Annotated in this window: 21 protein-coding genes; 19 read left to right on the plus strand and 2 right to left on the minus strand. The window is 67.5% G+C overall.

Annotated features, from left to right (window positions below; translation table 11 throughout):
• Positions 1–14: 14 nt before the first annotated feature.
• From BLU77_RS15730 to BLU77_RS15785, 12 genes are all read left to right on the plus strand, one after another.
• Positions 15–743, plus strand: a complete 729-nt coding sequence (locus BLU77_RS15730) for a GntR family transcriptional regulator (RefSeq protein WP_245708900.1) — start codon at positions 15–17, stop codon at positions 741–743.
• A complete protein-coding gene (locus BLU77_RS15735; RefSeq protein ID WP_089774007.1) occupies positions 740–1072 on the plus strand; it encodes an L-rhamnose mutarotase in 333 nt (110 codons plus the stop codon). The genes BLU77_RS15730 and BLU77_RS15735 overlap by 4 nt, the downstream gene beginning before the upstream one ends.
• 123 nt (positions 1073–1195) lie before the next feature.
• On the plus strand, positions 1196–2203 hold the full coding sequence (locus tag BLU77_RS15740) for an endonuclease/exonuclease/phosphatase family protein (RefSeq protein WP_089774008.1): 1008 nt from the start codon (positions 1196–1198) through the stop codon (positions 2201–2203).
• Positions 2204–2279: 76 nt separating this feature from the next.
• Complete coding sequence (locus BLU77_RS15745) at positions 2280–4460, plus strand: alpha-galactosidase (RefSeq protein WP_245708901.1); 2181 nt, start codon at positions 2280–2282, stop codon at positions 4458–4460.
• Positions 4461–4506: 46 nt separating this feature from the next.
• Positions 4507–5565, plus strand: coding sequence for a zinc-dependent alcohol dehydrogenase (locus tag BLU77_RS15750; RefSeq protein WP_089774009.1), 1059 nt, complete (start codon positions 4507–4509; stop codon positions 5563–5565).
• Positions 5565–6557: a Gfo/Idh/MocA family protein gene (locus BLU77_RS15755; protein WP_089774010.1), complete on the plus strand. Its 993-nt coding sequence runs from the start codon at positions 5565–5567 to the stop codon at positions 6555–6557. The genes BLU77_RS15750 and BLU77_RS15755 overlap by 1 nt, the downstream gene beginning before the upstream one ends.
• Positions 6550–7758, plus strand: a complete 1209-nt coding sequence (locus BLU77_RS15760; protein WP_089774011.1) for an ROK family protein — start codon at positions 6550–6552, stop codon at positions 7756–7758. Before BLU77_RS15755 ends, BLU77_RS15760 begins: the two co-directional genes overlap by 8 nt.
• Before the next feature lie 264 nt (positions 7759–8022).
• Positions 8023–9321 carry an ABC transporter substrate-binding protein gene (locus BLU77_RS15765; RefSeq protein WP_139177799.1) on the plus strand — a complete coding sequence of 433 codons (1299 nt, stop codon included), beginning with the start codon at positions 8023–8025 and terminating at the stop codon, positions 9319–9321.
• On the plus strand, positions 9318–10316 hold the full coding sequence (locus BLU77_RS15770) for a carbohydrate ABC transporter permease (RefSeq protein WP_089774013.1): 999 nt from the start codon (positions 9318–9320) through the stop codon (positions 10314–10316). The genes BLU77_RS15765 and BLU77_RS15770 overlap by 4 nt, the downstream gene beginning before the upstream one ends.
• Positions 10313–11164, plus strand: coding sequence for a carbohydrate ABC transporter permease (locus BLU77_RS15775; protein ID WP_089774014.1), 852 nt, complete (start codon positions 10313–10315; stop codon positions 11162–11164). The genes BLU77_RS15770 and BLU77_RS15775 overlap by 4 nt, the downstream gene beginning before the upstream one ends.
• Before the next feature lie 57 nt (positions 11165–11221).
• A complete protein-coding gene (locus BLU77_RS15780) occupies positions 11222–12517 on the plus strand; it encodes an ADP-ribosylglycohydrolase family protein (protein WP_089774015.1) in 1296 nt (431 codons plus the stop codon).
• A gap of 88 nt (positions 12518–12605) precedes the next feature.
• Positions 12606–13811: a cation:proton antiporter gene (locus BLU77_RS15785; protein ID WP_089774016.1), complete on the plus strand. Its 1206-nt coding sequence runs from the start codon at positions 12606–12608 to the stop codon at positions 13809–13811.
• Here the strand turns inward: BLU77_RS15785 and BLU77_RS15790 are convergent.
• Positions 13767–14843: a 3-hydroxyisobutyryl-CoA hydrolase gene (locus BLU77_RS15790; protein WP_089774017.1), complete on the minus strand. Its 1077-nt coding sequence runs from the start codon at positions 14841–14843 to the stop codon at positions 13767–13769. The two genes, BLU77_RS15785 and BLU77_RS15790, sit on opposite strands and share 45 nt — an antisense overlap.
• Before the next feature lie 175 nt (positions 14844–15018).
• Here BLU77_RS15790 and BLU77_RS15795 point away from each other — a divergent pair, with 175 nt between their 5' ends.
• From BLU77_RS15795 to BLU77_RS15825, 7 genes are all read left to right on the plus strand, one after another.
• Positions 15019–16425 carry a sulfatase-like hydrolase/transferase gene (locus BLU77_RS15795; protein ID WP_089774018.1) on the plus strand — a complete coding sequence of 469 codons (1407 nt, stop codon included), beginning with the start codon at positions 15019–15021 and terminating at the stop codon, positions 16423–16425.
• 38 nt (positions 16426–16463) lie between these two features.
• Complete coding sequence (locus BLU77_RS15800) at positions 16464–17822, plus strand: ABC transporter substrate-binding protein (protein ID WP_175477146.1); 1359 nt, start codon at positions 16464–16466, stop codon at positions 17820–17822.
• 45 nt (positions 17823–17867) lie between these two features.
• Positions 17868–18800, plus strand: coding sequence for a carbohydrate ABC transporter permease (locus BLU77_RS15805; RefSeq protein WP_089774020.1), 933 nt, complete (start codon positions 17868–17870; stop codon positions 18798–18800).
• 59 nt (positions 18801–18859) lie between these two features.
• Complete coding sequence (locus tag BLU77_RS15810) at positions 18860–19780, plus strand: carbohydrate ABC transporter permease (protein ID WP_175477147.1); 921 nt, start codon at positions 18860–18862, stop codon at positions 19778–19780.
• A 66-nt stretch (positions 19781–19846) separates the two neighbouring features.
• Positions 19847–20962 (plus strand): TolB family protein, encoded by a 1116-nt coding sequence (locus tag BLU77_RS15815; RefSeq protein WP_089774022.1) that lies wholly within the window; start codon positions 19847–19849, stop codon positions 20960–20962.
• Between the two features lie 40 nt (positions 20963–21002).
• Positions 21003–21707, plus strand: a complete 705-nt coding sequence (locus BLU77_RS15820; protein WP_089774023.1) for a DUF1961 family protein — start codon at positions 21003–21005, stop codon at positions 21705–21707.
• A complete protein-coding gene (locus BLU77_RS15825; protein WP_089774024.1) occupies positions 21704–23125 on the plus strand; it encodes a sulfatase-like hydrolase/transferase in 1422 nt (473 codons plus the stop codon). Before BLU77_RS15820 ends, BLU77_RS15825 begins: the two co-directional genes overlap by 4 nt.
• Positions 23126–23167: 42 nt before the next feature.
• Here BLU77_RS15825 and BLU77_RS15830 read toward each other — a convergent pair whose 3' ends face one another.
• Positions 23168–24124 carry a LysR family transcriptional regulator gene (locus BLU77_RS15830; protein WP_089774025.1) on the minus strand — a complete coding sequence of 319 codons (957 nt, stop codon included), beginning with the start codon at positions 24122–24124 and terminating at the stop codon, positions 23168–23170.
• Positions 24125–24130: the final 6 nt, after the last annotated feature.

Genomic DNA, 24130 nt, shown 5'->3' on the forward strand with positions numbered 1-24130 from the left:
CGTAGCATCAGATGGTGGTCAGTGAATCCGGGCATGCGGTGGATCGACGCCTTCCGGCGAGGCGGGCGCTCGTGGACGATGTCTACGACGCCGTGCTCGCGCTGTTGATGGACCAGGTGATCGGCCCAGGGGAACGCGCCAGCATCGACGGCCTTGCCCGTGAACTGGACGTCTCCCCGACACCGGTCCGTGAGGCCCTCACCCGACTGGAGGTGGAGGGCCTGGTGGTCAAGCGCGCACTGAAGGGGTATGTCGCGGCGCCGCTGCTGGACGCTGCGGGGATGCGGGACCTGTATGAGATGCGCCGACTGCTGGAACCGGAAGCCGCCCGTCGGACCGCCGAACGTGCCGCGACAGGGGTCGGGGAGCAGCTGGCCACGTTGCTGGACGCGATGAGGTCCGACGGCGTCAGAGCCGCCCGTGGCGCCGACCGGTACGGGGATTACCGGCAGTTCATCGACGAGGACATGCACTTCCACCATGTCGTGGCGAACGCCTCGGGGAGTCCGTTGCTGGAGGAATCGATCGTGCGGTTGCGCGCGCACATGCACCTGTATCGGCTCAACTTCCGGCATACCTTCGTCCACGACACCAACGACGAACACGCGGCCATCCTGAGCGCCGTTCGGGGCCGGGACCCGGAGGCGGCTCGCGTCGCCATGCTCGAGCACATCGATTCCTCCTACGCACGGATCTCGGCAGCGGCCTCGCTCGATGCCGATCACCAGGAAAGGACGCCATGACTATCGCCCTGCACTCCCGGCTCAAGGAAGGCCACGAAGAGGCCTACGAGCGCGACCACCAGCACATCCCGGACGACCTGGCCGCAGAGTTTGCCCGTCTGGGTGTCCATGAGTGGCGGATCTGGCGCAGTGGCCGGGACCTGTTCCACCTCGTCGACTGCGACGATTTCGAGGGCGCGATGATCGCACTCGAGTCGAGCCCGGCGAACGCACGGTGGCAGGAGTTCATCAACCAGCATCTTGACGGGTTCGCAACCTTTGGTGACGGTCCGGGCGGCACCGCCGTGCCGCAGGTCTGGACGCTGACCGGCCAAGTCGGCCAGGAGTAGCGACTCCGGTCACTTCGGTCGGTCGGGATGAGCCGGGCGTCCACCCAGAGGGGGACCGACGGCGAGAGGTCACCCGACCGTGGGCCGATGCCCTGATGCCCGTGCGTCGCGCAGGATCGGCACATGCGAGCGTTCGGATGGGTACTGGTGGTGGGGATCGGGGCGGCGTTCTTCGCCACCCTTGCTCCCGGTGTCCTCGGTCTATCGATGGCGGACGGCGTGGCGCAGCTCATCGCGGTGCGCCCCTGGGCGGCGGCCGCGTGCCTGATCGCCGCCCTGCTCCTGACCCTGCTGGCGGGTCTGGTCCGGCTGCTCTCCGACGGCCGGGCGCCTCGCCTGGTGACGCTCGCCCTGATCGCCGCTGTGGTGGCGGCCGGACACCTCGGGGTCGTGCTGGTGCGCGGAACCTCCGACACCCAGCCGCCGCTCGCCGAGACCGCGCAGCCCGGGGACGTCACCGTGGTCGCGGTGAACATGCTTGGCGGCAGCGGGGACACGGCGCGCGTCGTCGATGTGATCGCGGGCGCAGGGGCAGACGTGGTGATGGTGCCTGAGGCGGGCGACACCGACGAGATGGTCCGGGCGCTCGCCGTGGCCGGTCTGACATTCACTGTCTTCGACGGCACGGGAGTGCCTTTGAGCGCAGATCCACGCGGGACCGCACTGCTGGTGCGAGACACGCTCGGGGAGTACGTCCCCGCGGCTGCGTCGACACCCGGGTCGGTTCACGTCGTCCCGGCCGACGGAACGGGACCCACCCTGATCGCCGTGCACCCGATCGCCCCACCAGTGTTCCCCGGGGCGACCGAGCGCATGCGATGGTGGCGTGCCGAAGTCGCGGACGCTGCCGGGCTGTGCCCGCAGATTCCCGGCGCCATCGTGGCCGGCGACTTCAACGCGACGCTCGATCACGGCCCGATGCGCGACCTCGGCACCTGCATCGACGCCGCCACCAAGGCAGGAGTGGGTGGTGTGGGAACCTGGCCGGCGAGCCTGCCACGGCTCCTGGGCACTCCGATCGACCATGTCCTCGCCGATGGTGCGGCATTCTCGGTGGTGCGGGCCGCCGTCGTGGACATCACCGGCACGGACCACCGCGCCGTGGTGGCCCGGCTGCGGCCAGTGGGGTAGCCCGGCCGACCTGGCAGGCCCTGCGCCGTCACGACACTCTTGTCAATTTCCTTTCATGCTGCAACGATAAGTTCTCGTGACCGCCTCCACCCTCGCGACCGCCACGTCCGTGGACTCCTGCGCGTTGACCGTGCTGCAGTCCGACCAGATCACCGTCGTCGTCGATGCGACCCGGGGCGTTCCTCGGGTGCTGTACTGGGGCCCGCGCCTGGACGCAGGCACGGATGATCTCGCCTACCTGGCGACGCTCGCCGTCTCTCAGGGTGGCTCGGACGCGCTCCAGGGCGCCGGTCCGCCCGCACTGCTGCCCGAGCAGTGGACCGGCTGGGCAGGAACTCCTGGTCTCGAGGGGCACCGCGACGGGAGCCACTTCGCGCACCGGTTCGAGCCGGGCGGCCACACCGTCACCGAGACCGGCGGTGCACAGGTGCTCACCGTGCACGGCGTGGACGAGACCGCCGGTCTCGCCCTGACCAGCACCCTCGAGCTGTTCGACAGCGGTGTGTTGCGGGTGAACGCCGCGATCACCAACTCCGACGACGAGTCCAGCTACACCGTCGACGGTCTCCGGCTCGCCCTCCCGGTGCCGGTCGAGGCGCAGGAGATCATCGACTTCATCGGCCGGCACCTGCGCGAGCGCACCCCGCAGCGCCACCCCTTCGTGATCGGCACCCACCTGCGTGAGGGGCGTCGGGGCCGGACCGGCTCCGACGCGGCGACCGTCCTGGTGGCCGGCACCCCCGGGGTCGGGTTCGGCAGCGGAGAGGCCTGGGCGGTGCACACCGCCTGGAGCGGTAACCACGCCACCTACGCCGAGCTCGCGCTCACCGGGGCGAAGGTCATCGGTGGCGGTGAGGTACTGCTCCCCGGCGAGGTCGTCCTCGCACCCGGGCAGCAGTACCGCAGCCCCTGGCTGTACGCCAGCTACGGAGCCGGCCTGGACGCCGTCGGTGGCGCCTTCCACGCCTACCTGCGCTCCCGCCCACACCATCCGGCCTCACCCCGGCCGGTGGTGCTGAACACCTGGGAGGCGGTCTACTTCGACCAGGACACCGCGACGCTCTCCGAGCTCGCGCGCGTGGCTGCGCGGGTGGGTGTGGAGCGGTTCGTGGTGGACGACGGCTGGTTCATCTCCCGCCGCGACGACACCGCCGGGCTGGGGGACTGGCGGGTGGACGCCGAGGTGTGGCCGGACGGGCTCGGCCCGCTGGTGTCCACCGTGCGCGAGCTCGGGATGGACTTCGGCCTGTGGTTCGAGCCGGAGATGGTCAACGGGGACTCGATCCTCGCCCGCGAGCACCCAGACTGGATCATGGCGCCGGGTGAGCGGCTCCCGGTGACCGGGCGCAGCCAGCACGTCCTCAACCTGACGATTCCCGAGGCCTACACCTACATCCTGGAGTCGATCAGCACGCTGGTGACCGAGTACGGGATCGACTACATCAAGTGGGATCACAACCGGGACCTCACCGAGGCCGGTACCCGGGCCTCCTCCCGCGCGGCGGTGCACGGCCAGACCCGCGCCGTGTACGCGCTGATGGACGAGCTTCGCCGCCGGCACCCAGCCCTGGAGATCGAGTCGTGCTCGTCCGGTGGGGGGCGCGTGGACCTCGAGGTGCTCGAGCGCACCGACCGGGTGTGGGCCAGCGACTGCATCGACCCGCTGGAGCGCCAGCAGATCCAGCGCTGGACCGGCCTGTTGCTCCCACCAGAGCTGGTCGGCGCCCACATCGGATCCCCCCGGGCGCACACCACCCACCGCACCCACGATCTCGCCTTCCGCGCCGCCACCGCGCTGTTCGGTCACCTCGGCATCGAGTGGGACCTGCGCACCGCCACCGAGGCCGAGCTCGACGAGGTGGCCGCCTGGGTGGAGCTGTACAAGACCGAGCGTGGGTTGATCCACAGCGGCACTGCCGTGCATGCCGACTACCCCGACCCCGCCTATTGGGCGCACGGGTACGTGGCACCGGACAAATCCCGGGCGCTGTACTCGTTCGTCGCCATGGCCACGATGGTGGCCTCGCAGCCGGGACGGATCCGGCTGCCCGGCCTCGACCCGGACGCGCGCTACCGGATCGAACCGATCCAGCTCTCGGCGAGCGCTCTGGTGCGCCGCCCCGCCGGACCACCGGCCTGGTGGTCCGAACCGACTGTGCTCTCCGGGCGGGTGCTCGCCACCGCCGGCCTGCAAGGGCCGGTCCTCTACCCCGAACAGGCGCTGCTGTTCCGGCTCGTCCGCGAGCAGGACGCCTGACGCCTCGATCGATTGATTCACCCGCCGAACTGAAGGGATCCCCACCGTGGGACGTATCGTCCGCTTCTCCGCACCGCAGCACGCCGAGGTCGTCGACGTCGACGACCCGGCCCTGGCGCCCGACGAGGTCCGGCTGAGGACGCTGTGGTCCGGCATCTCCGCCGGCACCGAGCTCACCGCCTATCGCGGCACCAACCCGTACATGCACCACCGCTGGGACACCGAGGACCGGCTGTTCGTCACCGGGGAACCGACCCACACCTACCCGCTCGACGGCTGGGGCTACGAAGAGGTCGGCCGGATCAGCGAGGTGGGCTCCGACGTCGACGCCGGTCTCGTGGGCCGGCTCGTCTGGGGCACCTGGGGCCACCGCACCTCCGCCGTCCGGAGTGCCGACTGGGTTGCCCCGCGCCTGATGGAGGAGTGGACCGGCGAGGAGATCGACGAGCGAGCCGGCGCGTTCGCCAAGATCGGCGCGATCGCGCTGAACGCAGTGCTCGATGCCGACATCCACGTGGGCGAGACGGTCGCCGTGTTCGGCGCCGGGGTTCCCGGGCAGCTCACCGCCCAGCTGGCCCGCCTCAACGGGGGCCGGGTGATCGTGCTCGACCCGATCGCCTCCCGCCGTGAGCTCGCCGAGCAGCTCGGTGCCGTCGCCACGATCAACCCCACCGAGGGCGCCGTGGCCGAGCAGGTCCGCGCGCTCACCGATGGTCGCGGTGCCGATGTGGCGATCGAGATGAGCGGGCACTACCAGGCGCTGCACGAGGCCGTCCGCACGGTGGCCTACAGCTCCCGCGTGGTCGCCTCCGGCTTCTTCCAGGGCGGGGCCACCCCGGTGCGGCTGGGCGAGGAGTTCCACCACAACCGGGTTGCCGTGATCTGCTCGCAGATCTCCGGGGTGGCCCCCGCGCTGCAGCACCGCTGGGACGAGATCCGCGAGTCCACCACTGTGCTCCAGCTCGCCCGCGAGGGCGCGCTCGCCCTCGACCCGTTGATCAGTCACGTGCTGCCGGCCGAGCAGGCGCCCCAGGCGTTCGAGATGCTCGACCGGGCTCCTCAGGACGCCCTCCAGGTGCTGCTCGACTACCGCGACGGTGCCTGATGGCCGCCGATAGCACCCCGCTGCGGTGGGGCATCCTCGCCACCGGTGGCATCGCCGGCACCTTCGCCACCGACCTGCGCCGGCACGGCTTCGACCTGCGCGCCGTCGGGTCCCGATCGGTCGAGAGTGCCCGGGCGTTCGCCGCCACCCATGAGATCCCCCGCGCGCACGGTTCCTACGAGGAGCTGGCGGCCGATCCTGAGGTGGACATCGTCTATGTCGCCACCCCGCACACCATGCATGCCGAGAACACTCGGCTCGCACTGAGCCACGGCAAGCACGTGCTGGTGGAGAAGGCATTCACGCTGAACGCCACCGAGGCCCACGACGTGGCCCAGGCAGCCCGGGCCGCGGGCCGGGTGGTGATGGAAGCCATGTGGACGCGGTTCCTGCCGCATATGGTCTGGATCCGCCAGGCCCTGGCCGAGTCCCGGATCGGCACCGTGCTCTCGGTGACCGCCGAGCACGGCCAGCACCTGCCGTTCGGCGATGGTCATCGGCTGCGCGACCCCCAGCTCGGTGGTGGCGCCCTGTTGGACCTCGGCGTCTACCCGCTCTCCTTCCTGCACGACGTGGTCGGTGCGCCCGACGGGCTGAATGCCCGCGCCACGTTCACCCCGTTGGGTGTGGACGCCTCGGTCGCCACCGTGAGCACGCACGCTGGTGGCGTGCTGGCCACCACCTTCTCCTCGATGGACGCCCGAGGTCGCAACCAGGCCACGATCCTGGGCGATCAGGGCCGGTTGGAGATCGACGCCACCTGGTACGCCCCCACCTCGGTGACGCACAAGGACAACGCGGGGGACGTCGTCGAGGTGTTCCGCGCGGACGTGCCGGCCCGGGGGATGCAGTACCAGGCGGCCGAGCTGGAGCGGGTGATCCGTGCCGGCGACGCCGAGAGCCCGTTGATGCCACTGGACGAGTCGATCGCGGTGATGGGCACCATGGACCGCGTACGGGAACAGATCGGGTTGCGCTACCCCGGTGAGTAGCCGGGACTACTCTGGGCACGACGCCGCCACGGGCGCGGTTCGTGAGCAGGAGGGCAGAGGTCTGGACAGTACGACCGACGGGCTGTCCAACCTGTCCCGCCTGGTCGCCGTGGACATCCTCGTCCACGGCGCCCAGCCGCGTGCCAGCGTGGGGGAGCGGATGGGCATCTCCGCCGCCACGGTCACGCGTCTGGTGCGGCCCCTGCTGGACGCGGGCGTGCTCGTCGAAACCGAACTGCTGCGCACCCCCGGGCGCGGGCGTTCGGCGATCGCGTTGGATGTGGTCCCGGACCGATACCGGTTCGTCGGCGTCAAGCTCACCCGGGACACGCTGTACGCGGTGGTGACCGACCTGAGGGCCCAGGAGCTGGGTCGGCACTCCGAACCGCTCGAGTCGCTCGACGTCCGGGACGTGGTGGCCGCGGTGACGGCCGTGGTGCGGCGGTTCGAGGCGGACGCGCCCGTGCCGGTGACTGCCGTCGGCGTCACTGTGGGCGGTCACGTGGAGGAGGACGAGCGGGTCGCGAACTCCACCTACTTGCACTGGCAGGACGTGCCGATGCGTGCCTTGCTGGAGGAACAAGGGCTCCCGCGGGTGCACCTGGCGAACGACGTGGTTGGCCTCACCAAGGTGCAGCACTGGTTCGGTGCCGGGCGCGGGCACGCCAGCTTTGCGCTGCTCACCGTCGGCGTCGGCATCGGGTACGGACTCGTCGTCAACCATGAGCGCGTGGACACCCGCATCTCGCCGATCAGCCATTTCCCGGTGGACCCGGCCGGTCCGCCGTGCCCGAAGGGGCACCGAGGATGCCTGACGGCGATGCTCACCTCGGAGGCCATCGCGGCCAGCGTCTCGGTGGGTCACCGCCAGGCCGTCTCATTCGAGGAGGCCCTGATCCTCGCCGAGTCCGGTGATGCGGTCGCCGCTCGCACCGTGCGTGATGCGGCCCGGGGGCTGGGGCGTGCGGCAGCGGCGGTCGCCACCATGACCGGGGTGGAGCGGATCGTGCTCTCCGGTGACGGCGTGCACCTGGCGGAGATCGAGGCCGAGAGCCTGTACGAGGGGTACCGCGAGTACGAGCTGGGTGAGCCCGAGGCCGATGGCCAGTCCCAGCCGGACCTGGTGGTGCAGCCGATGGACTTCTTCGAATGGGCCCGCGGCGCGGCCGCCGTGGCGATCCAGGCCGAGTTTCCTCTCTGACTCTGCCGTCAACCCCGCCGTGCGCTGCCCTGCGGCCTCCGGTGGTCGTGGTGACTCTGCGCCCTATGGCGCTCGCGCTGACGATCCTGGGGTGCTGATGGCAGCTCCTGGGTCACCGTTACGCATCGTTCGTCGAGGGAGCATTGACACTTATGATTTCGTGCTGCAAAGATATCGTGTGAGTCCCACGGAGCAGTCGGATCACGAGTGCCCGTGTGCACGTTCCCCCTCCCCATCGGATCACCACGCGAGGAGATCGCGACCATGAGACGCACCACCACCATCGCCGCAGCAGTCACCCTGACGTTCGGGCTCGCTGCCTGCACCGGGACCTCCGGTGCTCCCGAGTCCACCGGTGGTGATGACACCAACGCTGGCAACACCGGCGACGTCACCATCCGCTACCTCGTCGAGCAGCTCGAGGACGCTGACGCCGAGGAGCGACTCCGGGCGCGCCTCGACGAGTTCGAGGCACAGAACCCCGGCATCGCCGTGGACCTGAGCTCGATGCCGTTCGACACCATGCGCACGGTGCTGCAGACCCAGTTGCGCTCCGGGGACGCTCCCGACGTGATCAGCTGGGGATCCGGCCCGAGCTTCGGTGGCGCGCTCGCCGACGCCGGTCTCCTCTACGACCTCTCCGACGCCTACGAGGAGTACGGATGGGAGGTCTACGACTTCGCCCAGGAGCGGGTCACCACCGACGATGGCGTGATCTACGGCATCCCCGGCGAGATGGAGACGATCGGGCTGTTCTACAACAAGGGCATCTTCGATGAGCTCGGCCTCTCTGAGCCGCAGAACCTGAATGACTTGCGTGAGACTGCCGGGGCGATCGCCGAGGCGGGCTACATGCCGTTCGCGCTGAGCGACCAGGAAGGCTGGCAGGGCGGGCACCAGCTCAGCATCGCCCTCTCCAGCGCCGTGGGATCCGACGGCGCGAACGCGCTCATCGAGGGGGAGCGCCCGTGGAACTCACCCGAGGTGGTCGACGCGATCACCGTCTGGGACGAGTTCCAGGAGGCCGAGTACCTCACCCCGTTCCCGACGTCGGTGACCTACGACTCCGGCAACGCGCTGTTCTTCTCCGGCGAGGCCGCCATGATGCCGATGGGTAGCTGGCTCGTGGACGGCATCACCGCGAACGCCGACTTCGAGGCCGGCTATATCCCGTTCCCGGCACCGGACGGCCCCGGCATCTATTCCGCCGGCCTCGGCTCCGGTCCGATGATCGCCGCCGAGACCGAATACCCCGAGGAGTCGCTCGCCCTGCTGGACTTTCTTGCCTCCTCCGAGCATGGCCGATGGATGGTGGAGAACCTGAACGTGATCCCGCCGTTCCCGGCGGATCTGGAGGGCGTGGATGTCTCCCCGCTGTTCTCCCAGGTGCTCGCGGACGTCGAGGAGTTCGGCGCCGGCACCGGTGACTTCGGAGTGAACATCGACGTGCTCATGTCGGACGCCTTCAACGAGGCCATGTTCGACGGGATGCAGGCGATCTACACCGACCAGGCCACCCCGGCCGAGGTGGCCGACCAGCTCGAGGAGGCTGCGCAGCAGTGACCTCTGCACCCACCGCCGCCCAGGAGCGGGTAGCGAGTGCTCGGAAGCCGGGCCGCCAGCAACGTGCGGCGGCCCGGCACACCGGGCAGTACCAGCCGCCGCTGGTGACGCGAAAGGCGCAAGCGCGCCTGGGCATCCTGCTGGTCGCCCCGCTGATGCTGATCGTCGTGGTCTTCCTGCTCGTGCCGCTCGGCAACGCGCTGTACTTCGCGTTCGTCGACTTCGACGGACTGACCCCGAACCCGCCGTTCGTGGGCCTGGGGAACTTCACCGAGATGTTCACCGACCCGAAGGTGTGGGCGGCACTGAAGAACAACGCGATCTGGATCGTGCTCGGCACTGTCGCCCCCTTGGTGATCGGGCTCGTGCTCGCGCTGCTGATGTGGAACGTGCGGCGTGGCGGTGCCGCGTTCCGGGTGGCCTTCTTCCTCCCGTACGTGCTGCCCCAGGTGGCGATCGGCATCGTGTGGGGCTGGATCTACGACCCGATCCGCGGCTGGCTGAACAAGATTCTGGACGTCGTCGGCCTCGGGGCATTGCAGACCGGCTGGCTGGGCAACCCGAACACCGCCCTGTACGCCGTGCTCGGCACCGCGATCTGGGCGACCGTCGGGTTCGTCTTCGTCATCTTCCTGTCCGCTCTGCGCAACGTGGACATCGAACAGGTGGAGGCATCCCTGTTGGACGGCGCCAACGCCGCGCAGCGGCTGTGGAGCATCATCCTGCCGCAGATCATGCCGGTCTTCCTGATGGTCACCACGATCACCCTGATCGGTGGCTTCAGCGTCTTCGACATCATCTTCGTGATGACCGGCGGCGGACCTGCCGGGGCCACCGACGTGCTCGGCACCTACGCCTACTCGAACGCCTTCGAGCTCAACCGGATCAGTTACGGGACCACGCTGGCGCTGCTCATCACCGTGCTCGCGATCCCCTTCACCATCGCACTCAACCAGCTGCAGAAGCGGCTCTCGCTGCAAGGGACGGGCGCATGAGTACTCCGACGAACACTCTCTCCGGGCGCCGCCGCGTCGGGCTTCTCGGGCACCGCGGCCTCCTGCTCGTGCTGTCCTTCATCTCCTTGTTCCCGGTGCTGCTCACCGTCTCCACCGCGCTGAAGACGCCGGAAGACGTGCAGGTCAACCCGTTCGGCTTCTTCAGCTCGTTCTCGATGGAGAACATCGCGACCGCATGGACGGTCGGCAACTTCCGCAGCTACCTGCTCGACTCCGTGCTGCTCACCGTGCCGAGCACAGCGCTGGTGGTGGCGCTCTCCACGATGGCCGGGTACACCTTCGCCCGGCTCGCATTCCCGGGCCGGACGGTGGCGTTCTACCTGGTGGTGCTCGGTCTGCTGGTGCCGTTCTTCACCTACATGATCCCGCTGTACTTCCAGCTGCGCGGGCTCGGGCTGCTCGACACCCTGCTCGGGGTGAACCTCGTGCTCGCCTCCACCGGGCTGGCGTTCGGCACCTTCTTCATGCGGGCGTTCTTCACGGACCTGCCCACCGAGCTGGAGCAGGCCGCCCGGATCGACGGTGCCTCGGAGTGGCAACTGTTCGTGCGCATCATGATGCCGTTGGTCGGCTCGGGCGCCGGGGCACTGGCCGTGTTTACCTTCATCCAGAACTGGAACAACTTCCTGGTGCCGCTGCTGTACCTGCCCAACGGTGCGTACCGACCGCTCACCACCGGTCTGTACCTGTTCCTCGGCGGTCGGTCCATTGACATCGGCCCACTCGCGGCCGGGACACTGATCACGATCTTGCCGGTGATCGTGCTCTTCGTGCTGCTGCAGAAGCAGGTCACGCAGGGCTTCCTCTCCGGTGCGGTCAAGGGCTAGGCCCGCCAGCACCGCACACAGCACGAACGACCCCACACACGCGAGGAGCGCCCCTACATGCATGACGTCCTGGACCTGCGCGACATCGTCTCCGACGAGGTCGAACAGCTCGCCCTGACCGGCTACGACACGTCAGGCCTGGACGAGGAGGTGAGGGCCGCCGTCGGGAACTCGGACACCGCACGCCTGCTCCAGCTGGAGGAGGCGCTGGGCAAACTCGAGCGATCCCCGGAATGGGCTTACGACGAGCCCGACGACGAGGACTCGCTGCGGGCACTGACCGAGCACGTCACGCGGATGGAGGTGGACCTCGACCAGGTGCGCACCCGCCTGCTCGGGGCCTGGCAGGGGCGCGCCGTGGGGAACACCCTCGGCAAGCCGATCGAGGGGCTGACCCGGGCCGAGACCGAGCGTTACCTGCGCGCCGCCGGGCACTGGCCGTTGCGCGGGTACCTGCCGCTGCTCGACCCACTGCCCGAGGGCGTCGGTGAGCTGCACCCCTCGGCCCCGGTGGCCACCGAGGGCAACTTCACCGACGTGCCGCGCGATGACGACATCGACTGGACCATGCTCAACCTGCACCTGCTGGAGGAGCACGGCGCTGACCTGAGCACGGATCACGTCGCCCACGCCTGGCTGGACCGGGTGCCGTTCACCCAGACCTACACCGCCGAGCGGGCCGCCTACCGCAACCTTGTGCACAGCATCGGTGTGGCGGAGACAGCCACGGTGCGCAACCCCTACCGGGAGTGGATCGGCGCGCTCATCCGCGGCGACGTCTTCGGTTACGTCCACCCGGGCGACCCTGGTGCGGCCGCGCGTGCCGCGTTCACCGACGCCCGCCTCACCCACCGCCAGAACGGCATCTACGGCGAGACCTGGGCGGCTGCCCTCTGTGCTGCGGCGCTCGCCGCCGAGGACATCAGCGAGGTGCTGCGCGCGGCCGCCGCCGTGGTGCCGGCGCATTCCCGGCTCGCCGTGGTGCTCCGCGAGGTGGACACGCTGCGCAACTCCGGTGCCGACGCCACCGAGGCGCTTGACTGGGTGGACCGGGAGCTGGGCCACTACCCGTGGGTGCACACCCTGAACAACGCGGCGCTGATCGCGATCGGGCTCACCTGGGGCGAGTCGTTCATCGATGCGCTCGGGATCACGCTCGCAGGTGGGCGCGACACCGACTCAAACGGGGCCACTGTGGGCAGCGTGTACGGGGCGCTGCACGGACCTGGGTCGATCCCTGAGGACCTGATCGGCACCACCCATGTGCATGTACGCAGCGCAGTGCGTGATTTCGACCGGGTGAGCATCGAGGAGCTGGCTGAGCGCACCTTCGCGCTCGTCCCTCGCCGCTGAACGTCCCGGTGGCGCGTGGACCCGGGAAACCGGCCCACGCGCCCCCTGCTGTGTGCCAGAGTGTGCGTGCTCACCCGAGGAGGACGCGATGGACGTAGCCCTGGTCTCCCTGTTCTGGATCATGCTGGTGGCCGTGCTGGCCCCGCTGATCGCCTCGGCCGTGCCGGGGCGGGCGGTGCCCGAGGTGGTGCTGCTGATCGGCGCTGGGGTGCTGCTCGGCCCGCATGTGCTGGACCTGGCCGGAACCGAGCACGGGGTGGAGCTGGTCCGTGAGCTGGGCCTGGGGATGCTGTTCCTGCTCGCCGGGTACGAGATCGAGACCGAGGAGCTGACCAGTCACCGGGGCCGACGCTCCATGCTGGTCTGGGTGGTGTGCTTCGCGCTCGCGATCGCCCTGACGGCGGCCGCGGGTCTGTTCGCGAGCTCCGCCGTCACCGGCTTCTCGGCGGCGATCGTGCTGTGTGCCACCGCGCTCGGCACGCTGGTGCCGATCCTGCGGGAGAAAGGGCTCGGCGGGACCGGTGTGGGCCGTGCCGTGATGAACCACGGCACCATCGGGGAGGTCGGTCCGGTGCTGGCCATGGCGATCCTGCTGGGTGCTCGCGGCACGCTCGCCTCGCTCGGGGTGCTCGCCCTGTTTGTCGTGGCCGCGGTGCTCATCGCCCGGGTGCCGTTGCGCGCCCAGCGCGCCTCGTCGAAGGTGCTGCACGTGATCCGGTACAAGTCCGAGACCACGTCTCAGACCACTGTCCGTGCGACCATGCTGCTGCTCGTGGCCATGCTCGCCGTGGCCGCGCTCCTGCACCTGGACATCATCCTCGGTGCGTTCGCTGCCGGGTTCATCCTGCGCCGCGTGCTGCCGAGCGGCGACCACGCCCTGGAGCGCAAGCTGGAGGGCTTCGGATACGGCTTCCTGATCCCGGTGTTCTTCGTGACCTCGGGGATGGCGATCGATCCCGGAGCGGTGGCGGGGTCGCCGGGCCTGCTCGCGATCCTGTTGGTCGCGCTGCTGGTGGTGCGCGGGCTGCCGGTGTTCCTCGGGGAGCGGTTCGTGGGGGCGGACCGGTTGGGCACACGGGACGCCGCCCAGGTCGGTCTGTACGCGGCGACCAGTCTGCCGATCATCGTGGCTGTGACTCAGGTGGCCGTGGCCGCGGAGGCGATGCCATCAGAGGTGGCGTCGGTGCTCGTGGCGGCCGGCGCGGTGAGCGTGCTGGTGATGCCGCTGGTGGCCGGCGCACTCGGTGCTTCAGAACAGGGCCAACACCTCGCTCCGGTCGATCGCCGCGAGTGAGTCATGCCGCCATCGCGGCGCGTGATCGCGATCCACCAGGACCGCCCGCACCCCTTCGATGAAGTCCTCGGCGGCGTCTCCTCGCATGAATGCCGTCCCCAGGCGCAGATCCTGCTCGAGCACGTCCGCCACGGCGGGGAGCTCGGCGGCACGTCGGATCGCCGCCAGCGTCACGGCCACCGAGAACGGGCACCGTGAGCCCAGCGTGGCGGCGGCCTGCTGCGCTTCCGGCTCCGGCCGCGCGAGCAGGCGCGCCTCGATCGTGGCTGCGTCGTCGCCAGTGAAACAAGTGTCGATCCATGGCCGCTGGGCGGTGAGATCACTGTGCTGCTCCGGCAGCGCGTGCTCGCCCGGCTGCACCAGTGGGGCACCGGTGGCCCACTGTGCGCACATGTCCTCCCAGGTGCCGGTCTCGATCATCGCGTCAGCCAGCCCGACGGCGATCGCGTCCGATCCCGTGACGCTCGCCCCGGTCAGGGCGAGGTGGGTGCCGAGCTCACCCGGAGCCCGGGACAGGGGATGGAGGGCGCCGACGTCGGGGAAGAAGCCGATCCCCGTCTCGGGCATCGCTACCCGGGTGCGTGGCGTGACCAGGCGGAGGGCGGCATGGCCTCCCAGGCCGATGCCGCCGCCCATCACCACACCGTCCATGAACGCCGCCACCGGGAGCTCGGCCTCGGCGATCAGCTGGTCCAGGGTGTACTCGGACTCCCAGAACTGCACGGCCTGCTCGACACCGCCGCTGCCCAGTAACGAGTCACGGATGGCGCGGACGTCTCCACCGGCGCACATGCCACGGTCCCCGGCGCCGTCCAGAGCGACCGCACGCACCGTCCCCTCCTCGGCCCAGCGGCGCAACTGCGCCGTCATGGCGGTGACCATGTCGAGGGTGAGCGCGTTGATCGCTCGCGGCCGGTTCAGCCGGATCCGACCCAGCGTGCCCTGGCGGGCGACGAGCACGTGCTCGTTCGCTGGAGTCCACCCAGCCAGGTCGGGTCCCGGCACGGGTGATCGCTTCGCGGCCTCCTCCATGTCTCGAGTGTGCACCACCACGGCGGATGCGGCCTGGCGCGGCTACCGCGCGGTGGATGTCGCACTACCGTGCGGATCGGACCTCATCAATAAGGAAACGATATTGATGCATTGCTCTAGTTGCCTTGATCTTATGGGTTGACTCTCCTAGCGTGATCGGCGTGAGGAGGGATATATGAGCCGACATCGCCCGAACATCGTGCAGATCGTGGCTGACGATATGGGTATCGGGGATCTGTCGATGTTCAATTATGGAGCGTCGTCAACGCCCGCCATGGATCAGCTGGCGGCTGACGGAACTGTCGCGACCCAGCATTACTCAGCGTCGCCGGTGTGTGCTCCGGCCCGCGCCGCGTTGCTCACCGGGCGGTATCCCCAGCGCACTGGCGTCATTGACACTATGGAGGCTCGCGGAACAGATCGGCTCGGACTCAACGAGATCACGGTGGGTGATGTACTCCAGCGGTCGGGCTATGTGACTGGACTGATCGGAAAGTGGCACAATGGCGCCTTCGATCCGAGGCATCACCCGAACAAGCGTGGTTTTTCAGAGTTTTCTGGATTTCGTGGCGGGTGGCAGGATTATTGGGACTGGCGCATGGAGTGCGATGGAACACCTCGACGGTCCGACGGTAGATACATCACGGATGTGCTCACGGATGACGCACTGAATTTCATTCGTCGGCACCAGAATGAGTCGTTCTACCTGCACCTAGCCTATTCGGCTCCACACTTTCCGTTCCAGGCGCCGGAATCAGAGGTGCGCCAGTTTCAGGACCGTGGTCTGGACCGCCGAGTAGCAACGATCTACGCGATGCTCGCGGTGATGGATCGCGGGATCGCCCGTCTCTGTCAGGAGCTCGACGATCTCCATCTCAGCGACAACACGCTGGTCATGGTGACCAGTGACAACGGCCCGCAGTTGGACGGTGACAATGAGGAATCGACGGTCCGCTACAACGTGGGGTTCAACGGAGCGAAGCAGAGCGTCCTCGAAGGAGGGATTCGTGTTCCGCTCATCGTCCGGTGGCCGGACGGGATCGAGAGGGAGCCGATCACGCATGAGCCGATCCACTTCACGGACTGGATGCCGACGCTGGCTCATGTCGCCGAGGCCGCGCTTCCTGAGGTCCACCTCGATGGGTGCGATGTCCTGCCCGTTCTGCGCGGCGAAGGCTCCAGTGTTCCGCAGGCACGCTACTGGCAGTGGACCCGCTATCGGCCGATCGCGCGATGCAACGCCGCCGTGCGGGACGGGCAGTGGAAACTCGTCTGGCCAGCCTGGGCCGGCTCGTTGGATGCCGCGACGGCTGACCTTGAGATCGATCGTCTCGTCAAATATGACCCTGACCGCGCTCTGAGCCTGCGCCGTCCGCCGGCACCGGGTCGTGACGAGCCGATGCGGGCTCGCCCGCAGCTGTTCAACCTGCTCGTCGATCCGACCGAACGGATCGACGTCGCTCAGGAGTACCCCACCCGTGTGGACACGATGACGGGTTTGCTCGACCACTGGTTCGACGAGGTCGAGGAGTCCCGCCTGAGAAATTCCCCAACCATGACCAGTGACCAGCAGATTACGTGACCGGTGATCCACTACTCAGAAAGGCCTGAGAGATGTCAATGAAGCCACCCAGCCGCGAGGGACTCCTACGCGGACGCCACCGCCGCAGCAGGTTCGCCTTGGCGAGCAGCGTCTGCGCCGCAATCACGCTGGCGGCATGTGTGCCGGGGCAAGGGACCACGAACGACCCGACGACCGCCGGAGGGGAGGAGCCGCCACCGCAGGCAGAGGGCCCCGTGGAACTGGTGGTCTGGACGGACCCAGTCCGTCAGGTCGGGTTCGAGATGTACCAAGAGCTGCACCCGGAGATCGACCTGCAGATCGAGGTCCTGCCCGACGACGTGGATTCCCGCCTGATGCTGGCCAACGAAGCCGGTGAGGGCTGGCCGGACATCATGACCCTCAAGCGCTTCCAGCTCGAGGCTTTCGGCCAGCCTCCGCTCGACTTCTCGGCAGACATCTCTGACTACGTCGACGAGGACATCCTCGCGGAGTTCTCCCCAGGCCTGCTGGACCTGTGCCAGGACGGCGACGCTCTCCGGTGTATGAACAATGACCTCTCCCCACTCGTGCTCTGGTACGACCGGGACCTGATGGAGGAGTTCGGATACGAGCTACCGACGACGTGGGAGGAGTTCGAAGAGATCGGGCTGCGCCTGGCCGACGAGCACCCCGGGTACATCGTGGGCCACGCAGCAACGACAGCCATCCTGCCTGGTTCGCGCTGCCCGATGGCTGAGGTGACCGGCCAGATGGAGCTGCACGTGGACCTCGAGCACGAGCGGTGCACGCGCGTGTTCGACCTCGTCGACAACCTGGTGGAGGCGGGAACAATGATCCCGGGATCCGCGAACGACCCCGACTACGTCGCCGAGTACGGTGCGCCACGCCAGATCCTGATGTCCGTCCAGGCGCTGCACCGGGGGCGGTTCGGGTTCATCAACGAGTACAACTGGCCGGAAGGCTCGGTGGGTATCGCCCCGCCGTTGCGTTGGGCCGATGAGGATGAGGTACACAACTACGCCGGGGGCGGGTCCGGATATGCGGTGTCGCGGCACAGTGAGTATCAGGCCGCTGCCGCAGAGCTGGCCGTCTGGATGGCAACAGGCGACTACCAGACCCATCCCGAGACTGTGACGTTCCCGGCCTACCGTCCGGCCCAGGAGGTATGGATCGAGAACAATCGCGACGCCTTCTACACCGGTGATGCTGAGCTCGAGGAGATCATCGACGCCGCCGAGTCGCAGCTCTCTCCGTACTGGTCGGAGATCAATCTCGGATCGGTGCGAGGAAGTTATGGGCAGGTGGTCGGTCCAGAACTGGTGCACGGGCGGACGATCGCTGAGCTGGTTCCGGAGTGGGAGCAGTACATCGTCAACGAAGCTGAAGCAGCCGGCTGGACCGTCGATGTCGGGTAGCAGCGTGTCGCGTGGGCCGTTGGCACGGCCCAGAAGGGAGGCCCCATGGCCACGCTGACTGAATCGCCGGCGCGCTCGGTCGAGCGCCGTCGCGGTAGCCGGACTGTCACCCATGGACAGTCGGTGGCCGGATACGCCTTCTCCGCTCTCTACGTCGTTCTGCTCGGTGGATTCGCGTTGCTACCAGCGTTGTACGCCATCTATCTCGCGTTCGTACGCCCTGAGGGAGGATTCGCCTGGCTGAGCAACTTCGAGACAGTAATCACCGATTACCGGTACGTCGAGACATTCAAGAACCTCGGGATCTATGCCTTGATGTTCTTGGTCCCGACCATGGTGGTCTCGATCGGGTTGGCTCTCCTGCTCCATGGGCGCCGCCCCGCGGTGGCTTCGACGTTCAGGGTGGTGTACTACCTGCCACACTCGGTGATCGGCGTGGCAGCCGTGCTGTTGTGGTTGTTCCTGCTGACCCCGCGGGTCTCGCCGATCGGCGGGCTCCTCCAGTCCCTCGGTTTCGACAGCCTCTACCACGTGGTGCGTCCGAGCAGTCCGGCCAGCCTGGCCGTGCTGTTCGCCATCATCGCCGTGTGGACGTCTGGGCAGGGCATTCTGCTGATGTTCGCAGCGTTGTCCTCGGTGCCACGGGAGATCGAAGAGGCCGCTTCCATCGACGGCGCGAACTCCTGGCAGCTCATCTGGCGCATTAAGCTCCCCCTGCTGCGTAAGTGGGTGGCCTACCTGCTGATCGTGAGTGTGGCGGCTTCGACGCAACTCTTTGCCGAGCCGCAGTTGATGTCGGCGGTCACGAACGGGGCCGTCGGTGAGAACTTCTCACCGCTGCAGCTCGCGTACACCTACGCCTACCAGTACGGCAACTTTCCCGCCTCGGCGGCACTGTCCATCCAGCTTCTGCTGCTGGGCATCCTCGCGGCCGTCCTCGTGGTGAAGAAGACCGGACTGTTTCGAGTGGAGATCTGATCATGCCCACTACTGAGCAACGCGTATCGTCTCGACCTCCTCGTGTGGGTGGGCCGCGTTTGTCCGCATCTGCGCCGCCCGAAGGTGGCCCCGTTCGGCAGGGGCTGTCCATCAACACCAGGGTGGCCCGGATCTTTGCCTGGGTCGGGCTCCTGCTGTGGGCGCTCTACGCGATCCTGCCTATGCTGTGGCTGCTGCTGGCCGCCACCAAGTCCGGCACAGAGCTCGCCACTCGGCCTCCGTTCGCGTTTGGCTCGTTCTCCCGGATCGCGGAATCGTGGGAGCACCTGGTGGAGTTCAACAACGGTGCCATGTTCGGGTGGTTGGGCAATACGGTCATCCTGACCGGTGCGCAGATCGTGCTGACTCTCGTGGCGACGATCCCGGCCGGGTACGCCCTGGGGGCGTGTCAATTCCGGCTGCGGCGACCCATCCTCATCGTGACACTAGGGCTCATCCTGCTCCCGGGCGGGGCGTTGGTGTTGCCGCAGTTCCTCGAGATGGTGGCGCTCGGACTGGTCGGTAACCGGCTTTCCGTCATTCTCCCGGGTGCGGTCTTCCCGTTGGGTATCTACCTGACGTTCATCTACTTCTCCACCACGATCGGCAAGGACATCTATGACGCTGCACGTGTGGATGGGTGCACGGAGTGGCAGGTGTTCGTCAAGATTGCCTTGCCGCTGGCGGCGCCGATCATTGCGCTGGTCACGTTCTTCTCGTTCATGCGGAACTGGGGTGAATTCCTGCTGCCTTACATCATGCTCAACAGCGACCAGTTCCCCCTGCCTGTTGGACTCGCCGTGCTCGCATCGGCTGCGCCCGAACTGAACCCGAACACGATCGGGCAGTTCGACATCGGCGTCTCGGAAGTGATCCTCGCGACGCTGCTGACGATGGCGCCGGTACTGCTGGTGCTGTTGTTCACGCAACGGACGGTGCTGCGTGGAGCGACGATTCTCGGAGGCGCCCTGCGGGGATGAGGGGTCATGGCCACGGAGCGCCCGAATCCCGTGGCCCGTCCAGAGCCACGACGATGAAGGAGAGATGTGGGCGAATCATTGACGCGGACCGACGAGGTGACCGGCCGTCAGATCCTGCAGTTGACGAACAGTTCGGCACACTCGGTGCATTCCTACTACGACAATCCTCCGTGGTGTCCGATCACCAGTCGAGTCACGTTCAGCAGGCGGCGACCCGGCGCACTGGACGGAGAGATCTGCGTGATCGACGCCGATGGTGGACAACCAGTCTCGGTCGCCAGCTCACATGCGATGACCCCGAACGACGGGGCCATGCCGCAGTGGTCCCATGACGGCGCTCGGATCTACTTCCGTGACCGTGATGAGGCGGGGGCACTCGTCGCGTGGGTGGACGTGGCGTCGGGGGAGAGGTCTCAACATCGCGGAGACCTCCGGATGATCCGGCCAGGAGCCCACGAGCATGCGTTCCACACCGACCGGCGTCACATGTCCGACGACGCTGTCCTGCGTGAGCGCGACAGCGCAGGCGTCTTCGTCCAGAATCTCGAGACCGGCTCGACACACCAGCTCGCCAGCATCGAGGACTGCGTACGTCTACACCCTCGACGGGCAGAGATTGCCGGGTGGCATCTCTATGTGAAACACACCAAGTGGTCACCGGATGGGAGCCGCCTGATGTTCGTCTTCACCAACGAGAAGTTCTACGACGCCAAGTTCGTCGAGCTTCCGCGTGTCAAGGATGTCTACGTGGTGGACGCCGATGGCCAGAACCTGCGTCGGGTCGGAGAATTCGGGGCGCACCCGAGCTGGCACCCCGGTGGCGAGGAGATCTTCGCCAACTCGCCATTCGGTGATCGCCCCGGGAACAGCCTGGTCCTGATGGATACGCGCACCGGTGACACACGCTTGGCGACGACCGCTATGGGCGGGTTCGGGCATCCCTCGTACTCGCCCGACGGAACCCGGGTCGTTGTCGACCACGTGATTGCGTCAGAGGGCACCGCGTCACTGAATCTGATCCATGCCGAGTCCGGAACTGTCGAGCATCTGGTGCAGGTCGCCGTCACAGATCACTCCCACCTGGGAACTCATCTCCATCCCGTCTGGTCCCGTGACGGTCGTCAGATCCTCTATGCGAGTGATGCTTCCGGCACCGCTCAACTCTGCGTGATCAGCGCGTGAGGCTAATGGTGGATGCGAGCACACGGAAGGTGGACATGTCATGGACCTAGCGGCGGCGTTCAGCAAGGGTGAGTTGCTGTATTCGAACGACCTACGGAACGAATCCGATATTGCTGGGTTCCGGCTCGAGGGCGACGGTGCCGTCACCTTCCCCCTGGAGCGGATGCGGTTGGAGAGTACCCGGTCTGCCGAGGAGGGTCAGGACGCCAACCTGGTGCTGTGGTGCAACGAAGAGTTCGACGACAACGTGGCAATCGAATGGAAGTTCTGGCCCGTGCGCGAACCGGGCCTGGCCATCTTGTTCTTCGCAGCGCGCGGTAGGGGCGGCGACGACGTGTTCGATCCTGATCTGGCGCCGCGTACCGGGCGTTACGAGCAATATCACAGCGGTGACATCAACGCCTATCACGTGTCCTATTTCCGCAGGAGAGCTCCCCACGAGCGCGCGTTTCACACGTGCAATCTGCGAAAGAGCCACGGTTTCCACCTCGTGGCGCAAGGTGCGGACCCGTTGCCGCCGGTATCTGACGCCAGGCCGCCCTATCGGATGCAGATCGTGAAGCAGTCCGACACCGTGGTGTTCGCCATTGATGGCCTGATCTCGTTCACATTTACCGACGACGGATCGGTCGGTGGCCCACCCCATGACGGCGGACGGATCGGCTTTCGGCAGATGGCGCCGATGATCGGCGAGTATGCGGACTTGACCGTCAGACGGTTGCCGGCCCGAACGGCGATCCGGTGAGCGAGGGCCGACACGTCCTACTGATCACTGTGGACCAGTGGCCGGCCCGCCTGCTCGGCTGCGCCGGGCACCCCGTGATCCAGACGCCGACCCTCGATGAGTTGGCCGCCGTCGGGACTCGATTCACCAACGTCTCCAGTGAGACACCGGTCTGCATCCCGGCCAGACGCGCGCTGATGACCGGGACGAGCGCATCGACACACGGCCTCAGATGGAACGAACCCACCGCGCGGATGCCGCCCATGGCCACCCTGGCTGAGGTGTTCAGGCAGGGCGGCTACCAAACGACGGCGGTCGGCAAGCTACACGTTCATCCGCAACGATCTCGGATCGGCTTCGACGACGTGCTGCTGAGCGAGGAAGGACGAACCCAGTGGGGAGTGCAGGACGACTACGAGACGGCCCTTGCTGATGCGGGCTACCCCGGTCAAGCCTTCACCCATGGCATGGGGAACAACCAGTACGTGACCCGGCCCTGGCACCTGCCGGAGCAGCTACATCCGACGGCGTGGGCCACTGAGCAGATGTGCCGGCAGATCAGGCGGCGCGACCCCACCAGGCCGGGCCTGTTCTATCTGTCCTACTCTCCACCGCATCCCCCTCTCGTTCCCCCGGCGGCCTACGCCGACCTCTATCAGCACGAAGATCTGGATGAGCCCCCATACGGAGAGTGGCTCGTTGCCGAGCAGGTGCCACCGATGGTTCTGCAGCGGCAGGCGGCGGCTCCCGCCGCATCGCTGCGCGACCGTGCTCGCCGCGCGTTCTACGCCCTGTGTACACACATCGACCATCAGATCCGGGTGGTCATCGGGACGCTGCGCGAGGAGGGCATCCTCGACGAGACGGTGATTCTGTTCACCTCCGACCATGGCGACCTGTTGGGCGATCACGGCTTGTGGGGAAAGTCGATGTTCTACGAGGGGGCTGCCTCAATCCCAATGATCCTCGTCAGCGCAGCTGCGGACACGCGGGCAGGGGCCGGCCAGACGGACCCGCGACTGTGCGGGCTCGAAGACGTGCTGCCCACGTTGGCGGACCTTGCCGGCGTCGATACGCCTGCGGGGATCGGGGGGATCTCCATGCTCAGTGAACGCCGGCGGGAGTACTACTGGGGATGGGTTGGTACGGGCTCAGGTGAGTCTTGCATGGTGCGCGACGAGCGCTTCAAGCTCCTCTACTACCCAGCCGGAAACGTCGTCCAGTTGTTCGACCTGAGCAACGACCCGCAGGAGCGTCAAGACCTCTCGCACTCAGCCCAGCACTCCGACGTCCGGGACGGGCTGACCCGGTATCTGATCGAGGTTGCACCTGCAGAGAATCCGGAGTGGATCGTGGCGGGCGCACTGGCCGGGGCGGCGCCCCGAGCTGCCGCACCTGCGCGGAGCCGGGGACTGGCATCCCAGCGCGGTCGTCATTGATGGGGAGGTTGACGGGAAACGGGCCCGTCGTCCGCTCGGTGCTCAGGTGGAGCGGACCGGGCGCGTCCCGCGGGCCCGCTGGTCACCGGCCGGATTGAGGAGAGTGTCGTCGGCGATCACATCACGAGCGATCGCGAGGAAAGTGTCGAGCGCTGCCGGACGTCGGTTGACAGCGTAGGCAACATCCATGCCGCAGCGCAGTGTCTCCGGTTCGATGAGCCGCGTGGTGAGATCGAGCCTGGTCAGCTGAGCATTGGAGGCCGGCTGAAGTGACACTCCGAATCCTGCGGCCACGAGCGCGAGCTGGGCCTCAAGGCTCTGCTCTTCCGAGACGACGTTCGGGTGAAAGCCACTCTTGAGGCAGCCACCGACGATCACATCATGGAATTGCGGAGCCATGGAACGAGGCCAGAGGACCATCGGCTCATCGGCCAGTTCGCTGAGCGCCATCGCGGTACTGCCGTCCTTGGCGAGCCGGTGGCCGATTGGCATGTAGGTGACGAATGGCTCGTCGTAGAGACCGTGCACGGTCACTCCCGCTGTGGCGGGCGCGCCACGGAGCAGGGCGACGTCCAAAGTGCCGTCACGAATCTGACGAAGCAGCCGCGCGCTGCTCGGCTGCAATCGGAGCGTCACGTCGAGCTCCGGTGACTCGACTCGCAGTCGCCTGAGAATCGGCACCAAGACACCGTTGAAGCCTGCTGCCACGGAGCCGACCGTCAGTCTTCCCCCGCGCCCGGTGGCGACGTCGCGGACGGCGTCGCGGGTACGGTCGATCTCACCTGCCACGGCTCGAGCCCCGTCCAAGAGGGCAACTCCGGCGGGTGTGAGCTCCACCCGGCGGCTCGTACGTTCGAGCAGAACGACGTCGAACTCTTGCTCCAGGGTTCTGATCTGTTGACTGAGGAGTGGCTGCGAAACGCCGAGCCGTGCTGCGGCGCGCCCGAAATGGAGCTCCTCGGCGGTGGCGATGAAATACCTGAGCTGCCGGATGTCCATCAGGTG

Source organism: Ruania alba (assembly GCF_900105765.1).
Classification (GTDB): domain Bacteria; phylum Actinomycetota; class Actinomycetes; order Actinomycetales; family Beutenbergiaceae; genus Ruania; species Ruania alba.

Excerpts from the sequence above, each read along its gene's own strand:
- BLU77_RS15735 (WP_089774007.1), top strand. The coding sequence starts at position 740 with ATGACTATCGCCCTGCACTCCCGGCTCAAGGAAGGCCACGAAGAGGCC.
- BLU77_RS15740 (WP_089774008.1), top strand. The coding sequence starts at position 1,196 with ATGCGAGCGTTCGGATGGGTACTGGTGGTGGGGATCGGGGCGGCGTTC.
- BLU77_RS15755 (WP_089774010.1), top strand. The coding sequence starts at position 5,565 with ATGGCCGCCGATAGCACCCCGCTGCGGTGGGGCATCCTCGCCACCGGT.
- BLU77_RS15765 (WP_139177799.1), top strand. The coding sequence starts at position 8,023 with ATGAGACGCACCACCACCATCGCCGCAGCAGTCACCCTGACGTTCGGG.
- BLU77_RS15775 (WP_089774014.1), top strand. The coding sequence starts at position 10,313 with ATGAGTACTCCGACGAACACTCTCTCCGGGCGCCGCCGCGTCGGGCTT.
- BLU77_RS15780 (WP_089774015.1), top strand. The coding sequence starts at position 11,222 with ATGCATGACGTCCTGGACCTGCGCGACATCGTCTCCGACGAGGTCGAA.
- BLU77_RS15785 (WP_089774016.1), top strand. The coding sequence starts at position 12,606 with ATGGACGTAGCCCTGGTCTCCCTGTTCTGGATCATGCTGGTGGCCGTG.
- BLU77_RS15790 (WP_089774017.1), bottom strand. The coding sequence starts at position 14,843 with ATGGAGGAGGCCGCGAAGCGATCACCCGTGCCGGGACCCGACCTGGCT.
- BLU77_RS15795 (WP_089774018.1), top strand. The coding sequence starts at position 15,019 with ATGAGCCGACATCGCCCGAACATCGTGCAGATCGTGGCTGACGATATG.
- BLU77_RS15800 (WP_175477146.1), top strand. The coding sequence starts at position 16,464 with ATGAAGCCACCCAGCCGCGAGGGACTCCTACGCGGACGCCACCGCCGC.
- BLU77_RS15805 (WP_089774020.1), top strand. The coding sequence starts at position 17,868 with ATGGCCACGCTGACTGAATCGCCGGCGCGCTCGGTCGAGCGCCGTCGC.
- BLU77_RS15820 (WP_089774023.1), top strand. The coding sequence starts at position 21,003 with ATGGACCTAGCGGCGGCGTTCAGCAAGGGTGAGTTGCTGTATTCGAAC.
- BLU77_RS15830 (WP_089774025.1), bottom strand. The coding sequence starts at position 24,124 with ATGGACATCCGGCAGCTCAGGTATTTCATCGCCACCGCCGAGGAGCTC.